The 20,147-nt window shown below is 35.0% G+C and carries 16 protein-coding genes and 1 pseudogene; 10 read left to right on the top strand and 7 right to left on the bottom strand.

Translation table 11 applies throughout. The features are described 5' to 3' along the window. Positions 1-4: 4 nt before the first annotated feature. Both QNH29_RS17680 and QNH29_RS17675 read left to right on the top strand, forming a co-directional pair. A complete protein-coding gene (locus QNH29_RS17680; protein ID WP_481858739.1) occupies positions 5-145 on the top strand; it encodes a hypothetical protein in 141 nt (46 codons plus the stop codon). A 479-nt stretch (positions 146-624) separates the two neighbouring features. Beyond that, positions 625-2,658: a YhgE/Pip domain-containing protein gene (locus QNH29_RS17675; RefSeq protein ID WP_283860688.1), complete on the top strand. Its 2,034-nt coding sequence runs from the start codon at positions 625-627 to the stop codon at positions 2,656-2,658. Positions 2,659-3,292: 634 nt separating this feature from the next. Here QNH29_RS17675 and gltC read toward each other — a convergent pair. Beyond that, entirely contained in the window at positions 3,293-4,204 is a 912-nt protein-coding gene (gene gltC, locus QNH29_RS17665; RefSeq protein ID WP_283860687.1) for a glutamate biosynthesis transcriptional regulator GltC, read from the bottom strand. Positions 4,205-4,607: 403 nt separating this feature from the next. On the opposite strand from gltC, the gene QNH29_RS17660 reads away from it, so the two are divergent. The 3 genes from QNH29_RS17660 (at position 4,608) to QNH29_RS17650 (ending at position 6,915) form a co-directional block, all read left to right on the top strand. Next, positions 4,608-5,744, top strand: coding sequence for a YibE/F family protein (locus tag QNH29_RS17660; RefSeq protein WP_283860686.1), 1,137 nt, complete (start codon positions 4,608-4,610; stop codon positions 5,742-5,744). After that, positions 5,744-6,517 (top strand): YibE/F family protein, encoded by a 774-nt coding sequence (locus tag QNH29_RS17655; RefSeq protein WP_283865670.1) that lies wholly within the window; start codon positions 5,744-5,746, stop codon positions 6,515-6,517. Before QNH29_RS17660 ends, QNH29_RS17655 begins: the two co-directional genes overlap by 1 nt. Before the next feature lie 104 nt (positions 6,518-6,621). Next, positions 6,622-6,915, top strand: coding sequence for a hypothetical protein (locus QNH29_RS17650; RefSeq protein WP_283860685.1), 294 nt, complete (start codon positions 6,622-6,624; stop codon positions 6,913-6,915). Between the two features lie 50 nt (positions 6,916-6,965). Here the strand turns inward: QNH29_RS17650 and QNH29_RS17645 are convergent, their stop codons facing one another. The 3 genes from QNH29_RS17645 to QNH29_RS17635 form a co-directional block, all read right to left on the bottom strand. Then, positions 6,966-8,324, bottom strand: coding sequence for a TrkH family potassium uptake protein (locus QNH29_RS17645; RefSeq protein WP_283860684.1), 1,359 nt, complete (start codon positions 8,322-8,324; stop codon positions 6,966-6,968). 319 nt (positions 8,325-8,643) lie between these two features. Next, the gene (locus QNH29_RS17640; protein WP_283860683.1) at positions 8,644-9,555 is read right to left on the bottom strand and encodes an EamA family transporter; all 912 of its coding nucleotides are present in this window, start codon (positions 9,553-9,555) and stop codon (positions 8,644-8,646) included. A gap of 170 nt (positions 9,556-9,725) precedes the next feature. Beyond that, positions 9,726-10,943, bottom strand: a complete 1,218-nt coding sequence (locus tag QNH29_RS17635) for an ROK family protein (protein ID WP_283860682.1) — start codon at positions 10,941-10,943, stop codon at positions 9,726-9,728. A 239-nt stretch (positions 10,944-11,182) separates the two neighbouring features. Between QNH29_RS17635 and QNH29_RS17630 the strand changes: the two genes are divergently transcribed. The 4 genes and pseudogenes from QNH29_RS17630 to galE all read left to right on the top strand — a co-directional run bounded on the left by QNH29_RS17630 (position 11,183) and on the right by galE (position 15,110). Beyond that, entirely contained in the window at positions 11,183-12,001 is an 819-nt protein-coding gene (locus QNH29_RS17630) for a purine-nucleoside phosphorylase (RefSeq protein WP_283860681.1), read from the top strand. 448 nt (positions 12,002-12,449) lie between these two features. Next, positions 12,450-12,809: pseudogene (locus QNH29_RS30490) on the top strand (sugar phosphate nucleotidyltransferase); the annotation flags it as partial. A gap of 233 nt (positions 12,810-13,042) precedes the next feature. Beyond that, positions 13,043-13,768, top strand: coding sequence for a glycosyltransferase family 2 protein (locus QNH29_RS17620; protein WP_283860680.1), 726 nt, complete (start codon positions 13,043-13,045; stop codon positions 13,766-13,768). 358 nt (positions 13,769-14,126) lie between these two features. Then, positions 14,127-15,110 (top strand): UDP-glucose 4-epimerase GalE, encoded by a 984-nt coding sequence (gene galE, locus QNH29_RS17615; RefSeq protein ID WP_283860679.1) that lies wholly within the window; start codon positions 14,127-14,129, stop codon positions 15,108-15,110. A 210-nt stretch (positions 15,111-15,320) separates the two neighbouring features. Here the strand turns inward: galE and QNH29_RS17610 are convergent, their stop codons facing one another. The 3 genes from QNH29_RS17610 to QNH29_RS17600 all read right to left on the bottom strand — a co-directional run bounded on the left by QNH29_RS17610 (position 15,321) and on the right by QNH29_RS17600 (position 18,823). After that, positions 15,321-16,634 carry a UDP-glucose dehydrogenase family protein gene (locus QNH29_RS17610; protein ID WP_283865669.1) on the bottom strand — a complete coding sequence of 438 codons (1,314 nt, stop codon included), beginning with the start codon at positions 16,632-16,634 and terminating at the stop codon, positions 15,321-15,323. 164 nt (positions 16,635-16,798) lie between these two features. Then, positions 16,799-17,752: a UDP-glucuronic acid decarboxylase family protein gene (locus QNH29_RS17605; RefSeq protein WP_283860678.1), complete on the bottom strand. Its 954-nt coding sequence runs from the start codon at positions 17,750-17,752 to the stop codon at positions 16,799-16,801. A gap of 165 nt (positions 17,753-17,917) precedes the next feature. Beyond that, positions 17,918-18,823, bottom strand: a complete 906-nt coding sequence (locus tag QNH29_RS17600) for a hypothetical protein (protein WP_283860677.1) — start codon at positions 18,821-18,823, stop codon at positions 17,918-17,920. A 311-nt stretch (positions 18,824-19,134) separates the two neighbouring features. Between QNH29_RS17600 and QNH29_RS17595 the strand changes: the two genes are divergently transcribed. Continuing rightward, positions 19,135-20,118, top strand: a complete 984-nt coding sequence (locus tag QNH29_RS17595; protein ID WP_283860676.1) for a glycosyltransferase family 61 protein — start codon at positions 19,135-19,137, stop codon at positions 20,116-20,118. Positions 20,119-20,147 lie beyond the last annotated feature (29 nt).

Raw genomic sequence — 20,147 nt, 5'->3', positions numbered from 1 at the left:
TACTATGATATTAAAAAAAAAAGAAAAGGTTGTCTTTATGAATTCACTATTTGCACCGAAAGAATCAACGAAAACAAAAGCCATCGTCATCAATTCTCTTTTCATCGCATTGACCCTTGTTGCTACGATGTTCATTAACATTTAGCTCCCCATAATGGGTAACGGATGCAGGTTACACTAGCAGGTATAATTGTAATACCTCTTGTAGGCCGCTTAAAGAAAGGAGCTTGATTGGTACAGGCGTATTGTTCGCCCCTGCCCCTGAATTATTGAAAAAGATTGAAGACACTCATAACTATTATTGATTTTTCAATAGTAGCTGTGAGTGTTTTTTTTACAAAGGCTTTGTTAAAGGCAGATGTTGATTTTTCTCACGAAGACCTGTTGAAGGACTAATCTCAATGAGGAATCTTTTGATTTGTCTTTCATCGACCTTTTATACCGTTGTACTAATAATCAACAATGAAATTTAACAAAGCTTTACAAAAAATAGTTAATTAATTCTCTATCACAAACAACCTCACCCCAAAATTAACTTGCACGTTGCAATTTTGATTTGGGATAAAAACACCATTTTTTACAACAATAGAAATAGTATGTTTTGAAATGGGTGTGTTTCGATAAATGAGGAAAATTTGGAGTATCTACACTGCTGATTGGAAAAATATTTTCAGTGTTCCAACAGTGGCATTATTGATAGTTGGACTTATGCTGCTTCCTTCCGCATATGCATGGTTTAACATCAAGTCGATGTGGGATCCGTATGGAAATACTTCAGGAATCATCGTTGCCGTTGCCGATGAAGATAATGGGGCTGTAGTAAGTTTAACCAAGCAGAAGATTAATGTTGGAGAAGAAACGGTAAAAAATCTAAAAAAGAATAAAAGGCTTGGCTGGGTGTTTGTCGACCAGAAAGAAGCTTTACGTGGTGTAAAACATGGAGATTATTATGCCTACCTTATTATTCCAAAAGATTTTTCTAAGAAAATTTCAAGTATTTTAGAAGAGAATCCAGAAAAGCCGCAAATCGTTTTTGGTGTTAATGAAAAAATTAATGCCGTTGCTCCTAAAATTGCTGCCACCGGTGCCACCGGTGTAACTGCCCAAATTAGTGAAGCTTTTATTAAAACAGTAGGAGACGCGATTTTCTCGGCATTTTATAAAGCAGGAGTGGAGCTTGAAAAAGATTTACCGTCCATTTTTTCCGTAGAAAATCAAATCTTTGAGCTTGAAAAGGCACTCCCGCAAATTGAAGAAATGGGGCGTAAAGCGATTGAATTGGAAGGGAAATTGCCTGAAATTCATGAGAAAGGGCAACAAATTATTGCCATGGAACAGAGGATTCCTGAACTTGACCAAGTAGGAGAGAGTATCCTAAAAGTAGAGGCAAGCCTGCCACTCGTCAGGGATGCGGGTGAACAAGTGTTAGCTATGCAGGAAAGGCTCAATGATATTTCTAGAACCACAGCCATCATCAATGACGTTGTGAATAATATCACCGAGATAGAGACACAAATTAAACAAGCAATGGATAGCGTAAATGAGGCGAGTCAATCTGGTACAACTACCAATGCAGAACAGATAACTTCATTATACAATGAATTAATGAACATTCACGGAACCATTCAAACTACCCGGACGGATTTACAGCAAAAGGTAGATCAGGTTACGGGTGGAATTAACACAGCAGCCGATTTTGTTAAAGATGTATTCCCCACTGTTGAACAAAAAATCCATAAGGCAGCTGATTTTGTACGGAACGACCTGCCTAAAGTGAAGTCCGATATACGTGAAGCCGCAGATCTTGTTCGTACCAAGCTTCCAGCAGCAGAACAAGCGATCCATAAGGCAGCTGACTTTGCCAGAAATGATTTGCCGGGATTCGAAGAAAAAGTAAGGTATGCAGCAGATCGACTTAGACAGTTTAAGGGCAGTGTCAATATTTACGATTTGATTGAATACTTAAAGCATGATCCGAATAAGGAAAGCAGTTTTTTAGCAAAACCGATTGTGTTAAAAACAGAGAGGATTTTTCCAATTCCGAATTACGGTTCAGCGATGACACCGTTTTATACCATGCTGGCACTTTGGGTGGGCGGCACACTACTGGTGTCTTCACTACGAGTCGATGTAGAAGACGGGGAAAGTCAATATAAGCACTACCAAATTTATTTTGGTAGACTATTAACGTTTTTGACCATTAGCATTCTCCAAGCGGTTATTGTATCAATGGGAGATTTGTATATAATCTATGCGTATGTAGCGGACAAACTATGGTTTGTGCTATTTAGTATTTTTATCAGCATTGTATTTACCATTATTATCTATACCTTATGTTCGGTGTTTGGCAATATTGGAAAAGCGCTATCTATCATTTTATTGGTACTGCAAATTTCCAGTTCAGGTGCAACCTTTCCGGTAAGCCTGACTCCATCCTTTTTTCAAACATTGCACCCGTTCATGCCATTCACCTATGCGGTCAGTATACTGCGTGAAACGGTGGGTGGAACGATTAAGGAAATCGTTGTAAAAGATTCCCTTTTTCTACTAACTTTTGTAGGAGTTAGCTTCCTTGTGGCACTTGCTTTAAAACGGCCGTTGGGGTCGTGGATTCACCGTACAGCAGAAAGAGCAAAGTCAACCAAAATAGTTTCATAAGAAAGTACCATCTATACATTCAAATGAAAAGTGTAATGTGAATTTTAATGTGTTTAATTTTTACATTATCAGGGTATTTTGGTTAAGATTATGATGTAGGGATGCCAACGGCTCATTTAAGGTTTGAGAAGGACTAATTGTACCTGTTAAGGCGAGTTAAGATATTAGTGTATCTGAATAAAGTAAAAAGGAAATGTCACTCCGCATAGCGAAGCCAATGTTTTAGCTGACCCTGAAGCAAGCTGCCTGTGTATTTTCTTCTGGCCTGCCTGTCACGTTTGTAGGTCTTGATGTCACGATGCAGACATTATTACCAAATGCCGTTTTAGCTAATTGGCGTGACACGGGCAGGGAGGTATCCCGATTTTTTGCAGAATATAGAGGAAAATCCAATCTGTAGTATATTTTCACACAAAGTTTCCAGTTCTTGAAAGAGCTTATCGAGACATACAACATATTAAAATAATAAAAACCAGGAACCAGGTATTTTGACCTAACACGTTGTTTTTCATCATTTACCGACCATATAATGATCTAGTTCCCGGGGATTTATTTAATGATTCGTTTTTTTAGTTAATTGGATATAATTATTTTTGTTTAATACAAAATAATGAAACTTAGAATGATTGCTTTTCTACTTTCTAAACTCATTTAATCTTTCATAAGTATCAATAAGAAAATCATAAAACAGCTCTTCTGTTGGAAGCAAATTACGTTCTGCTGGGTAGATAACACCAACAGTTCGAGTGAGTTTTGAATCTGATAAGGGAATAACGACAGTTGATCGTGGTGTATTATCGACCAATGTCATCTCAGGCATTAAGGCTACACCCAAGCCTGCGGAAACTAACCCTTTTAATGCGTCAATGTCTTTCCCTTCGAATGCGATATTAGGTAAAAAACCCACTTCATTACATGCTTGAACAACTTGTTCACGAAATACAAACCCTTCAGGAAGCACGCAGAAGGGATCATTTATTAAATCCCGTAATCGAATCGCTGGCCGGTCAGATAAAGGATGATGAAGAGGGATCAGGGCAACGATATTTTCAGTGAATAAAATGTCCCCTTTAATCTTTTTTTCTTTTTCCAGATTTGGCATCGGGGCAATCATGGCCAAATTAAATTGGCCATTTACAACACCATCGATTAATTTATAATAAAGGGCATTGCTCATTTGAAATTTTGCTTCAGGGAAACGGGTACGAAATGAATAAATGATGTGAGGCAATGTATGGGCTGCCATGCTAATCGGAAAGGCAATTCGCACAGTCCCTTTTTCAGGATTTAGATATTCTCTAATTTCTCTCTTTGAATCCTCCATCAAATACCACACTTGTTTAATCCGTTCATAAAAAATTTTGCCAAGAGGGGTCAATTTTACGCTCCTTCCCTCTCGTATAAACAGTTCTACACCTAATTCCTTCTCTAAATTAGAAATTTGTCTGCTAATAGCAGATTGGGCAATATGTAACGCATCTGCTGCCTCAGTTACATGCTCTCGTTTTGCTACTTCTAGGAAGTATTGAATTTGTCTGGTTTCCATTTATATACCACTCCACGTTGATGCGTTTTATGCATACATTCAGTAAAAATTCAAGAACTAATCTTTAGTAAATTATAAGTTGTAAACACCTTTTAGAAAAGGAAATCCATCAATTTTAAAATAGTTTAGAGTTTGAATGTCATGAATTCCCACGAAATTAGTAGAAAAAAATCAATCGCTAATAATTGAGAAATTGAAAAATATAATACGTTTATACTTCAGAGTTACGAATGTAATTGTGTCTTAGCCCCAATAGAGGCAGATGAAGATTCACTTGACGATTAAAAATCATTCCTGTTATTCTTAGTCCATTGTAAACGATAAACTTTTGTAATAGAACTCTCCTGCGCAGTATTTTAGGTACTACCTAGAACGATGTTTTTTACTTATTGGAGGTTTTTTTTTGAATGTTATTGTAAATCTATTTAAAAAAGTGTCTTATAAACAAATATTTTGGTACTCGATAGTCTTTCTTATTTTTATTTCCTCCGTTCTTTTTGTATTTCATAATCATTCTTTTTACGAAAGACCAATAGCTGAAGTCATTGAAATAGTTTTGGGTGATTCTGAGGAAATGATTGATTTGCATGAAAATAAAGATCATCTTTACACACAACGGATCGTAGCCAAAATAAAAAACGGTGACCACAAAGGAAAGCTTATCCATTTAAAAAATGAGTATTCCAGATCGGGAGCGTATGATCAAGAATATCACATTGGAAATGAATTGTTTGTTTCAATAAATACGAAAAAGAAAGAAAATACAAATTTAATAGGAACCATAATGGAAGTAAAGCGTGATAAATACATATTGTTGGTAGCATGGGTGTTTATCTTTACTCTCCTTTTCGTCGGAAAAAAGCAAGGGTTGTTTTCTATTATCAGCTTGGCTGTCAATGCCGTTTTGTTATCCTATGCATTGGATGTTTATTTAAATACATCAGGCACCAGTTTGTTATGGATATGCAGTATAAGTGTCATCTTATTTACGATCATTTCTTTATTGCTGGTGAACGGCTTTAATGAAAAAACATATGCCGCAATTGTTGCTACATTATTGGGAACTTTTATCTCGTTGTCCATCACATATCTGGTGATGTGGTTAACGGCTGAAAAAGGACTTCGATATGAAGAAATGCAATTTATAACTCGTCCTTACAAGGAAGTGTTTATGGCAGGGTTATTTATCGGATCGTTAGGAGCCGTAATGGATGTGGCCATTACTATGTCTTCTTCTATCTTCGGGTTATATGAGAAAGATCACAATATACCAGTAAAAGCACTTAAAACTTCTGGAATGGAGATTGGTAAAGATATAATGGGAACTATGACAAATATTTTGTTCTTTGCTTATATTAGTGGTTCCATTCCAATGCTTATTCTGTATTTGAAGAATAATTCTCCATTGATATTTACTCTTTCCATGAATCTATCATTAGAAATGGCTCGGGCCCTGGCAGGCGGTATAGGAATCGTGCTGACAATCCCAATAGGGCTATATACTACCATTTTTTTCGTTAATCGAAAGAGGGCAAGATGATGAATGTATTATTGTGGCTGGCTGCCATTTTATTAATCCTGATGATTATTATTGGCGGTAATAAAGGGAAACGGTCATTTATTGCAATATTCCTAAACTTTGGCGTACTCTTTTTTACTGTCTTTATTATGACAATACCCCAAGCTGATCCTATTATCATAACATTGATCGCTTCAACTGTGATTAGTTGTATAAATCTCTTTTATATTAATGAACTGAATAAGAAAACCATCACAGCATTCATTTCTACTATTATAACCGTTGTTATACTGCTCTTTTTTATTCTGATTTTGACAGAAAACGCTATGATCCAAGGATTTGGCGCAGAAGAAGCAGAGGAGCTTTCCGTCTTTTCCCTTTATATTGGGGTGGATTTTGTTAAAATAGCTGCTTCTGTCATTATTATGAGTACCATTGGTGCCATTACAGATACAGCCATAGCCATTTCATCTCCTATGCGGGAAATGTTTCAACATCATCCATCCATAAGCAGAAAAGAATTATTTGCTTTTGGTATTAGTATTGGGAAAGACATATTAGGAACAAGTACAAATACGTTATTCTTTGCCTTCTTTGGAGGTTATTTGGCCCTGCTTATTTGGTTTAAAGATTTATCTTATACTCTAGAAGAAATCGTCAATTCAAAAATCTTTAGTGCTGAAATCATCACCATCTTTTGTGCAGGAATAGGTGTCGCTCTCATTATTCCGATTACTGCCTGGATTAATTCTTATTTTTTAACTAAAACCAAGAGTAAAAAAGAAAATCATTAATAAATGATACATAAATGTTGAACTACGTTTAGCTGTCGAATATTTTTTGGATATCTAGGTTAAAATACCATCTGTTACTAATTCGCACGAAATGAGGAAAGAAAATGAAGCAAATTTTACAGCAAGTGAAAGAGGAGTTAGAAAAGGCATATGATAATCCACAGACCAACAATTTAGACCAATGCCTTCTGCAGCTTCAGGCTGCTAGAGAACAGTATGGTGATAAAGGGAATATGATTGAGAACTGTATTACAGCGGTAACGCAAGCACGAAATGCCATTGTTGCCTTGGAAAATGCAGGGGATGTATCTTCTGCTGCAGCCTTCGGTCAAGCCCACAATGCCCTTCAAAATGCGATAGAGTCTTACTCTGGTACAGATGAAAATAAGTATGAATGAGGATGTTCCAAAAGCATTGCTTTTGGACATCCTTTTTTATTCCTAAGATCCTATCCAATAATGACTCTTTCTTTAGGATAATGGTAGTGCTCCTCTTTTGTTTCACCCCTTAATAGGAATAGGAAGGAAAAGATACCGATACGTCCGATAAACATTAGTAGAATAATGACGATTTTCCCGCCTATACTTAAATCTGCCGTGATTCCCATAGAAAGCCCTGTGGTCCCAAACGCTGAACACACTTCAAAAAAAAGTGGAAGTAAACTCATTTTTGGTTCTAGAAAGGTTAATAGGGCAACTGCGATTCCACAGATTATTGCAGCAGTTGTAATGACAACAAATGCTTTAGTCACATCTTCATGGTCAATCTCTCTTTTGAAAACTTTGATACTGTTTTTTCCTCTTGCATAACTATAGATAGATAGTAACATGATGGCAAATGTAGTCGTTCGAATCCCTCCACCAACACTGCTGGGAGAGGCACCGATAAACATTAGAGTTGAAAGAATTAATAGTGTTGGCGTAGAAAATTCATTCATATCCATTGTTGCTAAACCCCCGTTGCGTGTGGTAACGGATTGAAATAGAGCATAGAATAAAGATTTATGCCATGATTTATCAGCAAAAAAATGATTGAACTCAAAGATATAAATAAATAAAGCACCGACTATGATTAATGCAAAAAAAGTAAAAGTGGTTAATTTTGTAAAAAGTGAAAACCTAAATGACTTCTTCTGCTTCTTAATAAAATATTGCTTAATTTCTATAAGGACTGGAAAGCCGATCGAGCCAAAAATCATTAACAGGATGTTGATTGTTTGAATGAAGTAATCGTTGGCAAAAGGAATCAATGATTCACCGGTAATGTCGAAGCCTGCATTCGTTGTTGCGCTTATCGAAGCAAAAAAGCCTTGAAGAAACGCTTCTTCCCATGTAGGGAAATAGTTTAAAAAATAAAACCCTAAAATTAACGTTCCTATAAATTCAATCGCAATCATGATGAGAAGGATTTGACGCATTAATATAACTAATCCTGAGAGATTATATTGATTCTGATCAGTCATGATTAATTTTCTTTCTTTTAAACCAATTTTTTTACCCAATAAAAGCCAAATAAAGGTTCCAAGCGTCATAACGCCGATTCCGCCAAATTGTAAGATAAATGCAAAAATAAACGTCCCTGGAACACTGAGTATTTCTGCTATTGAAACAGTCGATAGTCCTGTAACACTGACAGCACTTGCAGAGACAAATAAAGCATCTAATAGTGTTAATTCGGCTCCATCATTTAATGTGATAGGCAAAATCAGTAATATTGTTGAAAGAATCACTGCAGCAAAATAAAACATAACTAGCATTTGTACGGATGTAATACGCAATTTCTTTCTAGAATGTGAATTTAAATTCATTTCTTTACCTCTTAGTATTTTCTTGTCACTAAATCATCTTAGTGTACATGCCTAGTATAAGCAATGACATTGTAAGATATTTCTTTATAATAACAATAACATTAGTGATTGTATCATTATAATGATAAATTTTAGTCAAGAAATTTTTTTAGCAATCGAGCGTCTATCGAACAAGGAAATGTCCTGATTTTGCATTTTAAGGGATATGATGTGAAGTAAGCAGGGGATTTAATGAAAAAATAGAGGTTATTTAGAAGAAACATATGTAAATAAATGGAGGGAGGCTTACTAAAAAGCTTCCCTCCCCTAAATATCATTCTTATAATGTAGATTCTCTTTCCAAATAAGATGGCTTTATCTTAGTTTTGGCTATCTTCAGATTTCCCGCTATAATCCCGCCTAATATTAAAGCAACTCCGAGCCATTGAGTCATACTGACCTGTTCTGTCAAGACTAGAGCTGATAGAATAACAGCAATAGGGAGTTCAGCAGATGTTAAAATGGTCCCAAGACCTGGTCCGATATGTGGCATGCCGATGGTAAATAGGATTGGCGGTAAGACTACTCCTAATAAACCTAGATAAAAACCGTACGGTGCAATTTCTATTAAGACCGGTAAATGTAATAAATCGGTTGGCGGACTTAGAAGGAACACGGTAATCATGCCTCCAGTGGTGAATAGGGCACTTTTTTGCACAACCGGTGTATCCTTTTCCACACTACTGCTTAGAAAGATAAAGGTGGTATAGGTTAGCGCAGAAAGCATTCCCCAAATGGTACCTTGCCATGTCATTCCTCCGCTGCCTTCAGCAATAATTCCTGAGGCAAGGATAGAACCAATCACCAGAATAGCTATGGAGACAATCTTTCCCATAGTTGGTTTCCTTTTATAAAAAAACCATTCAAATAAACTTCCAATCCAGACAAATTGAAATAAAAAAATGATCGCAAGAGAAGCGTTAAGTGATTGCAGTGATTGGTAATAAAATAGACTTGTTAATCCAAGTGGAATCCCCGATAACAGTAATTTTCCTATTTTTGGAAGTGTTAGTTTTTTCTTTTTCGAAAAGAGAGCGGCGATCCAGATTAAGAGAGTCCCCATTAAGAATTGACTTCCTGTCACGGCTGAGCTGGTAAACCCAGCAGAATAAGCTAACTTCACAAAAGTTGATAATGCACCGTAGCTGCATCCCCCAAGTAAAACAAGTAGTGCGTAATGCCAAGTTTTCATTTTTTAAATACCCCTTTCATTCTATAAAACATAAAAAGCCACACAGCTATAACAGCTGTGTGGCGAAAATAGAGATGTCTCTAGAAAAGTCCACTAACAAATTTTTTTATTGATTCAATTTACTTTGTTTATTCTAAATCGATTCACAATGAATGTCAATCCACAACTTTTCATGGCAGAATCTCTTCAGTGAAAAAATCCAGAACCATACATCCAGCTCCCTGTGCTACGATGTTATATGCTGCTGATGATTTTATAATCTGAACATCACTATTTGGAAAATGCATGAGTCGATTATGCGCTGTTTCAGAGACCACTTCATAAAAAAGTGGCTTCGGCACCAAGGTTCCCCCGCAGACAACGAAATCCGGTCGTAAAAGGAAAATGAGATTACTTAGACCGATACCAAAATAATAAGCTGCATCCTTTACAACCTCTAGACAAAGAGTGTCTTCTTGCTCTAGAGCATTTAAAATATGATGATAATCGATATCTTCTACATCGTTCACATTTTCTTGAAGAATAGAAACATGCCCACGCTTCATTCGACGGACTACCTCATTACGGATGGCTGGCAAGCTGCTATAGGTTTGCAGGCAACCATACGATCCGCATGAGCATCGCGGTCCATGTATATCCACCACCATATGGCCAAGGGCTTCATCCATCTCTATTTTATTACGAACCAATCTACCTTGTAAGATGGTACCACAACGAATTCCCATGTCACTAGAAACAAAAACTAAATTCTCTGTTTCTTTCCAGTAGTTTTTACGGTACTCCGCTAAAGCTGCAAGATTTGTTCCATTATCAATCATTACTTTAGTATGATTATTTTGTTGTAAATAGTCAACAATGTTAAGGTTATCCCAGCCGCCTGCAGGAAACAAATTCGGATTAATTATAACACCAGTTTCTTTATCAATTGGGTCAAGAACACCAATTCCAATTCCCAGCAATTTCTCTCTTTGTATTTGGTGTCTGGACAGAAGTTCATCGACACATTGGGAAACAAAATTTAAGGTGTACTCTCCAGTGCATTGCGAATCCATCTTTAGTTTTTCAACATCTATGATCTCTAGTTTTAAATCAAGGAGCAGCACGGTGGTGTATAAGTTGGTGATTTCTACGCCGATTAGATAATAGGGGTCAGGGTTTATAACATACATTAATGGTTTACGTCCACCACTTGACTCCCCAATTCCACTATCGTAAATAAGTCCTTCCTGAACTAGTTCGTCAAGTAAACGCGTACAGGTTACATGTTTGTATCCAGTTAATTCAGTGAGGGTATTAATCCTGACTGGTCCTAACTTACGAACTAAGCTATATAAAAGTTTTAGGCTCTTTATTTTAGGTGATGTTAAGCCTGCAAATTGCTTTAACATATAATTCCTCCAAAATGACTAAGGGTTGTTTATATTTTATCTGATTTGTTTATAAAGGAGAAGATAGTAACCAAATCTTATTTAATTTTTGAAAAAAAGAGGGGCATGAAAATAGTGATTAACAGTATTTAAAAGAAGGAACCTAATGAACTTTTTTTCAAAATGGTTTTTAGTCATTTACAATAGCAGCAAAATCAATTACACTTTCTTTATAAATTGCAAAAAAGGAGATATTTTTTATGCATAAAATACAAGATATTTTAGAAGCTAGAGATTTCATCATGAGTAAGACTGACTATCGCCCAACGATTGGGATGATTTTAGGATCGGGACTAGGAACGCTTGCAGACGAAATTGCAAATCCTTTCACAATTCCTTATAGCGAGATTCCACACTTCGCAAAATCGGAAGCAGTCGGCCATGCAAACGAATTAGTGATCGGGGAATTAATGGGAAAAACGGTCGTGGTGATGAAGGGACGTTTTCATTATTATGAAGGCTTTACTTTAGCTGAAGTGACTTTTCCAGTACGTGTTATGAAGGCGCTGGGGGTAGAGAATCTACTTATCACAAATGCATGCGGTGCGATTAATACAAGTTTCAAGCCTGGAGATTTAATGTTAATTACAGATCATATTAATTTAGTCGGCACGAATCCATTGATAGGGCCAAATAATAATGAATTAGGAACACGTTTCCCTGATGTTTCTCAAGTATATAATCGTGACTTACGCAATATTGCAACAGCTGTAGCAAAAGAACAAAACATTACATTACAAGAGGGCGTTTATGCTTGGTGGAGCGGACCAGCGTACGAAACTCCCGCTGAGATTCGTATGATTCGAACATTAGGAGCAGATGCTGTTGGTATGTCAACTGTTCCAGAGGCGATTGTAGCGATTCATGGAGGGATGAAAGTACTTGGTATTTCCTGTTTAACGAATATGGCATGTGGGATTCTTGATCAACCTTTGAGTCATGATGAAGTTATTGAAGTGGCTGCTATGGTAAGAGAGAAATTTATTAAACTAGTTAAAGAAACCATTTCTAGAATGTAAGTGCGAGAAAAGACCCAAGTGAATAAATACCACTTGGGTCATGTTTTAATTCATGTTAGCGAAACAGTTTAATAGTTTAAAGTATTTTATTTAATCAAGCTTCCAGCATCATCAGCATCGATTCTAACAACCAATAGGAAATTTACATGAATAGCTGTTTATTATTTTAAAGGTTCTAACTTAAAGTTAGGACCTTTTTGAATTATTTTTAAATACCAAACAAATTGGTTTTAATTGCTTAATCTTTTAGACATATTTAGTCAAAAATCTAGTTTTGATAGCGATAAATACCTAATCAATAAGAGTATTAGTGAATAAAATATAAAAAATATATTTTTATTAAATAATTTCTTTGACTATGTTCTTTATATAACCATTTTATGATGAGGATCAGTTTGGATTGGCCTGAAAAGTTTGGAGAGAATCCAAATAGGAGGGAGAAGTGAAATTGAAAGGGATTATCATTGCAGGAGGAAATGGAACTAGACTTAGTCCTTTAACAAAGGTCATTTCTAAGTCGCTGCTGCCTGTTCATGACAAACCAATGATCTATTATCCGTTATCCATTCTTATGGAGGCTAATATTAAAGAAATTCTCATTATCACTCTGCTGAAGGACAAGCAGAGGTTTATAGAGTTATTAGGGGATGGTACAAAATTAGGATTAACAATCACGTACGAAGTAGAACCTGCTCCTAGAGGGATAGCCCAGGCATTTATTATTGGCGAAAATTTTATCGGTAGAGACCATGTCGCATTAATACTTGGGGATAACATTTTTTACGGAGAAGGCCTGCCCTCCGTCCTTATATAATGCATGCCAGTTTATTCATGAGATAGAAAAAAACACCATATAAAAATTGGTTGTATTGAAGAGATTGCATATAACAAAGGGTATATTACGAAAGAACAAATGAAAACACTTGCTCATACATTAATAAAGAGTGAATATGGAGAATATTTAACTAGGTTAATTAGATCCGACTTAAAAGGTAGGACTTTGTAGAAAAGTTTAAATATAAATGGTTTTGAGGTGTAAAAGTGGTTTCAGTCATTGCTTGTACGATTAGAGATACAATGATCGAGAATGTTTTTAATAATTTTAATTCCCAACTTTGGCAGGAAAAAGAATTAATTATTATTTTAAATAATGACAATATGAATAGGTCAATGTGGGAAGAAAAAGCTAAGGAATATGACAATATAACAGTTTTTCAACTTCCAGAAGAAAAGACGTTAGGAGACTGCTTGAATTTTGGAATTGAAAGATCAAAGTTTGATATTGTTGCAAAATTTGATGATGATGACTATTATTCTCCATTTTATTTATCAGAGGCCATGAAAGTGTTCAATTCGACTGACGCCCAGTTAGTTGGTAAAGGAGTCTCTTTCATGTATTTTGAGAATAATCAACTGTTAACTTTATATACCTATAAAGACGGGAAAGAAAATCATGCAGGAAAAAGTTTTCTAAAAGGTGGTACACTTATGTTTAGAAAAAATCTTTATCCTGAGATAAAGTTTCCTTCACGGAAAAGCTCCGGGCAAAATGGAACTGGGACAGACAGGTTATTTCTTAGGACCTGTAAAAGAAGAAATATCAAAATATATACAACCAGCAGGTATAATTATGTATACATTAGGAGAGCAAAACTAGATCACACTTATAAAAAATCTAACAGAATCTTAAAAAATAGAAGTATAGTCATAGAAAAAACTTCAAATTTTAAACATTTGGTTAATAAAAATTTTGATGCTGAAGAATAATATTTTTATAGCTTATTTTGCTCTGGAGCAGTGTTTATTATTTATACCTTCCTTTATCGGATTTTAAGTCCTTGCCTTTATAAAGGGCGGGACTATTTGTCGATTACTGGAGATTCACTTTATCCAATTTTATAAAAAAATTTGCTTGGGGTGGGTTTTTATCAAATTAGAACAGTTTGATTCACTTTCTATAAAAGAGTTTTCGATATACTTCATCTAACAATAGTAATGGAAATTCATTCTCCCTAAATAAACACGTAAGGCCAGTGCCAACATGTGGCTAAATGAGGTTATAAATTTAATATGCCTAAAAACACAAAAAAGGAAAAAGCTAATTTCCTAGAAAAGGAGAATCTTAATGATTTTAATAGTCGGTGGAGCAGGATATATCGGCAGTCATGTGGTTAAGGAACTTCTAAACCGAAAACATCAAGTTATTGTCTTGGATAATTTATCGACTGGTCACCGTAAGGCTGTTGATTCACGTGCTGATTTTATCCAAGGGGATATTCGTGACGAGTCACTATTAACTCATATTTTTACAACCTACAAAATTGAAGGGGTAATGCATTTGGCCGCTCATTGTCTAGTGGGTGAATCTGTCGTGAAACCTTTTATTTATTATGAGAATAATGTTGCAGCGACTTTATTATTATTAAGACAAATGATTCTTCATAATGTAACGAAGTTTATCTTTTCCTCAACATGTGCAACCTACGGAATCCCAATCGCTGAGAGAATCGATGAGAACTGTCCTACAAAGCCTATTAATCCGTATGGTCATTCGAAGTTAATGGTCGAACAAATTTTATCGGATTTCAGTAAAGCGTATGGTCTCTCCTATATTGTCTTACGTTATTTTAATGCTGCCGGTGCAGATCCTGAGGGTGAAATTGGTGAAGATCATACACCTGAATCACATTTAATTCCAAATGTTCTCTTGCATTTACTCGGAAAGAAATCGAGTGTTGAAATTTTTGGTGACAACTATGGAACAAATGACGGCACCTGTGTCCGCGATTATATTCATGTACTTGATTTAGCGGACGCGCATATCCGAGCATTAGAGCATTTGTTTGCCACTCGAGAAAATCAAGCATTAATTTATAACCTTGGCAATGGCAAAGGATATTCGGTGCTGGAAGTAATTAAAATGTGTGAGCGAGTCACGGGGAATAAAGCAAACATTGTTATTTCACCTGGTAGAACTGGGGATCCGGCATATTTAGTTGCTAATTATGAAAAAATAAGAAAAGAGTTAAATTGGCGGCCGGTTTATACTTTGGAAGACATTGTCAATACCGCTTGGAATTGGCATACATCTCATCCATACGGCTATTAAGCAGTCAGCATAAAAAATAAAAGTACCCTATAGAATAGTCTTTTCTAAAGTATCTACTCTATAGGGTACTTTTATCTATATTGATTGAAAGCTTTATATCTAATTTTGCATCACTTATATGAAGTTACTATTTGTTAGGAGTAAATAATTCTATAGGAGGTTTATTTGTTAGAGGGTTTCTTAATAGGTATCACTTCAGGTAATGTTATATTATTTATTGATAATACTCGCTCTGCCAATAGAGTGATATTCAATAGGATATTGTTTCACATCTTCTAATTTATAGCAATTTCGTCCATCAAAGATAATAGGAAATTTCATTAAACTTGAAAATTTATCTAATGGAAAATCAATAAATTCTTTCCAGTCAGTTAAAATGAAAACAAAATCAGCATCTTGAAGGGTTTCCTCCATGTTTGCACCATACTTAACTTTTGAATCCAATATTTTTTTAGCATTCTCAATAGCGATTGGATCATAAGCAGAAACCTCTGCTCCCTCATCAATTAATCGTTTTGAAATATAGATACAAGCAGATTCACGAACATCATCTGTATTTGGTTTAAAGGCAAGTCCTAACATTGCACATTTTTTTCCTTTTAGACTTCCAAATCGTTCTTTTGCTTTTTCGACAAGTAACAGTTTTTGCTTATTATTCACATCGATTACAGAGTTGAGGATTTTAAAAGAATGATTGACATTCTCTGCCACTCGAACAAGAGCAATAGAATCTTTAGGAAAACATGATCCCCCGTAACCAATCCCCGCATCTAAAAACTTGGGACCTATTCGAGAGTCCTGTCCCATACCATAAGCGACATCTTCAACGTTGGCACCTATTTTTTCACAAATTAAGGCAATTTCATTAATGAAGCTAATTTTTGTTGCAAGAAAAGCATTTGATGCATATTTTATCATTTCAGCACTTCGAATATCTGTAATGAATATAGGGACATTGAAAGGTTTGTTTATTTCTGCCATGATTTTTGCTGCACGATCTTGGTTGGTACCAATTACTGTTCGATCATTATGGAAAGTATCATGGATAGCAAATCCTTCTCGTAAAAATTCCGGATTAGAAACAATATCAACTTGGACGTTTTCTTTCAAATTTTCTTGAATTATTTTATAAACAAGTTCATTTGTTCCAATAGGAACGGTACTTTTAGTTGCTATAATGGCATCATGAGTTAAATGTAAGCCAATCTCTCTGGCTACCTGCTTAATGTATTTTAAATCAGCTGATCCATCAATATTTTGAGGAGTACCTACTGTAATATAAATAACTTCTGCTTTTTTTAATCCTTCACCATAGTCAGTTGTAAACTGAAGTCGACCATTATTAATATTTTTGATCATTAATTCTTCTAAACCCGGCTCAAAAATAGGCGGGATTCCAGCTTTCATATTTTTTACTTTTTCTTCATCCACATCAATACAAATTACATGATGTCCAATTTCAGACAGACATACACCTGTTACAAGACCAACATAGCCTGTACCAATAACAGAAAGATTTCGCATCAATTATCTAACCCTTTCATTCTAGGTTGTTTCAATTCTTATGTTGTTATTACATAACAGTTTAACGTTTTAAAAGTTGGTTCAAAAAAATCGTTATATTAATTCTAACGATCTAAGAATTAATTATTCTAATCATCTAAGAAACTATCAACATAAAAAACTGATTATTTTCCTAATTTCTCTTTATACATCTCTATAGTCAATTTCAGACCTTCCTCAATAGGAACTGTTGGTTCCCAATTTAAAAGTCTTTTTGCTTTTTGAATATTTGGTTTTCTTTGTTGAGGATCATCTTCAGGCAGTGGGAGAAATACAATTTTACTATTAGAATTTGTAAGTTTTTTAACAAGATGAGCAATCTCAATGATTGTGTATTCGGTTGGATTCCCAATGTTAATAATTTCACCAGTAGCATTTTCATTTTCCATCATTTTTTTAAATCCATTTATCGTGTCTGTTACATAACAAAACGATCTGGTTTGTTCGCCACTTCCATAGACGGTTATATCTTTACCTGTTAATGCTTGAGTAACGAAGTTTGAAATCACTCTTCCATCATCATTAGCTAAACCTGCTGAGTAGGTATTAAAAATCCTCACTACTCTAACTTTTACCTGAAATAAAGAATAATAAAGGTAGCAATAAACTTCTCCTAATCTTTTTGATTCATCATAACAAGCTCTTGGTCCCCATGTATTGACATTCCCTTTATACGTTTCTGACTGGGGGCTTACTTCTGGATCTCCATATACTTCACTAGTACTGGCAAAAAGGATCTTTGCTCTATTTTGTTTTGCTAATTCAAGCATATTGATTGTTCCAAGTGTATTAACATTTATCGTTTCGAGAGGAAGAGCTTGATAGTATTTTGGCGATGCTAGTGAAGCTAAGTGGTAAATTTCATCAATGTTATTGAATTGTGGATTCAATAATAATTCATCCGAACAAACATCAATATTAATGAAGGTAAATTTCTTTTTATTAAGCTCCATAATATTTTTTATTTTTCCACTCGAAAGATTATCAATCCCTATAACCTCATGGCCTTGATCTATAAGATCTTTAGCTAGATGTGATCCAAGAAAGCCTGCTACCCCGGTTACGACAATTTTTTTCATCCTAACACCATCCATTGATTTCTTTTGTCTCACAAATTGTGCTACAGTAACCATGCTATTCCGACTAAAATCAATTTGATTGGGTATTTAATGGACTTTTAGAATTTATCTATAAGAAAATGGCAAGTTCTGGTTAAGTAGCAGAACTTAAATCTCTATCTCATTTCAATTAATTTTGAAATATTCAAACAACCAATTTTCTAATGGTTCCTCATTCGCGCCATATTTTTTAGCTGAAATTTTTTTACTTTTCCAGCCTTGATCCATACTTTGGTTGTCTCCATGCGCAAGTACCCAAGTGACAAAGGGAAGGTTTATCATTTGAAAACTTTTATTATCCTCTTCTAAATAAACAGTAAGTTTTGGATGATATTTCAAAACAATATGAAATGGAACATTATTAGATAGATCTAGGTTAGGGGTTTTGGGGAAATCCTCATTAGCAAAATAAAATATGGAACTACTCCCGCATCCATAATGGAATCGATATCTTGACCACATTGTTTTTCTGAAATGATTAACCATTAAACCCTTGTCTAATATAAATGCATCATGATAAGGTAATGAGCGTAAATATTCAACTAACCGATAATGGACCCAGTCATCACCATCTAAGGGCATAAAGTAACCTGAATAGCCTGCATCAGATAAATACCTACCGATACTATAACGTTTCCTCATTTTGTCATTTTCATAATCGTTTGGATTTTCAGGTGCTGGAAAATCAACTGCAATCCATTCGACATTTTTATGTTGTAGTTCTTCGATTTCAGGTTTTTCATGACCGGCAATAATAACTCGGAAATTTTGATCCGTATTACTTAACAGAGTTTTTAAAGTTGTTGATAAATTTCTTTCTACAATCGCCCAATTATGAGAAACCTTTTTGCTTTTTAATGAAATTGCAAAGACGATATCAATCGGTTTTTCCATGGGACAAATTTTATCTAAGTTCTCGCGATATTTAAAGAATTTCTCTATCTCCTCCATATTTTCTTTAATAGATAATGAATCCCCCCAATTCCCAGTGTCTCGAAATTTTCTTCTTTTTTTTGTTTTCCTTTTTTTCACAATAAAGCCTCCTTACAATTTTAAAATTTAAGATTCCTTTTTCAATAAGTTAATTATCATATCCAAAAAGCTTGTTTTAAGTATTCTATTCAACTATTAAGTAAATGGATAATTATTAAATGATCTAGTGTTTGATGTTGATTAGGATGGATTCGGGGCACTTGAATGGCTTTACTCCAGCTGCTTTCGGAAAAAGCGTGAAAAAGTTGCTTGTTTTTCAAAACAGTAAATAGAATGTATTCCCAATCAAAAGCACAATCATTGAATTACACATACAATGCATTAACTTAATTCAGTTGGAGGAGAAGACATTGACAGAGGAATTACTTCCACCCAAGGGGTTTTACTTGTCAACACTTGATTGGGTGAAGGATACAGGGAATGAAGAATGTCTGTTTGAGATTTACCCGGAATTAAAAATACCAGATGTTAGCAGAGCAGAAGAATATAAAATACTAGTAGGAAAGCCTGAATACAGTAATAAAGCTTTAGTTACGATTTTACCAGGTGGACGAGTTTGGTTAGACAGGGCAGTCATCTCACCGGACAACAAACTGTTATATGACCTCTCTTATGAATGGATGGCGTCTCCAGATGAACACTCAATATTCAAAGAAGAAAAATTGCCTCCTGTTACCATGACTGATGAGACCGTTGCAATGTTGAACCACCCAGCAGGCTATAATTATTTCCATTGGATGATTGAGGCTATAGCGCGTTTCCATTTAATTGAGCAGAGTAAAATTAAGATCGACAAATATATCATTAATCATCGTTCACTTCCATTTCAACATGATATACTTCAGGCATGCGGAATCCCAGAAGAAAAAATAATAGTTCCGCATGAAAATTTTCATTTTAAGGCGAAACAATTAGTTGTTCCATCCTATGTAAACTTGCCTAATGCCTGGTCATGTAAATATGTTAGAAATTTGCTTTTCAACAGGGTAAAAATAACTAAGAATAAAGAGTATGAACGGATTTATATTAAACGTACAAATAGAAGGAAGATAACAAATGAAAAGGAAATACTAGGTACTTTGGGGAAATATGGGTTCAAAGCCGTATCACTTGAATCTATGTCATTGGAAAAGCAAATGGAGGTTTTTTACTCAGCAGAAATAGTCATAGGGGCACATGGTGCAGGGTTAACTAATTTGGTTTTTTGTCGTCCAGGAACTAGAGTTATTGAATTATTTGCACCTACTTATATTGAACCGCACTATTGGTTAATAAGCAGGCTAATGAATTTAGATTATCAAATTTCTCATAGGGAAAACAAAAAATCCAAATAGTAATTGGTCTGGTTTCGATGACTTGGAGA

It is taken from the genome of Neobacillus sp. DY30 (genome assembly GCF_030123065.1).
Taxonomy (GTDB): Bacteria; Bacillota; Bacilli; order Bacillales; family Cytobacillaceae; genus Neobacillus.
Note: the sequence above shows the minus strand (reverse complement) of the source record. Positions and strands in the feature narration are given on the sequence as shown.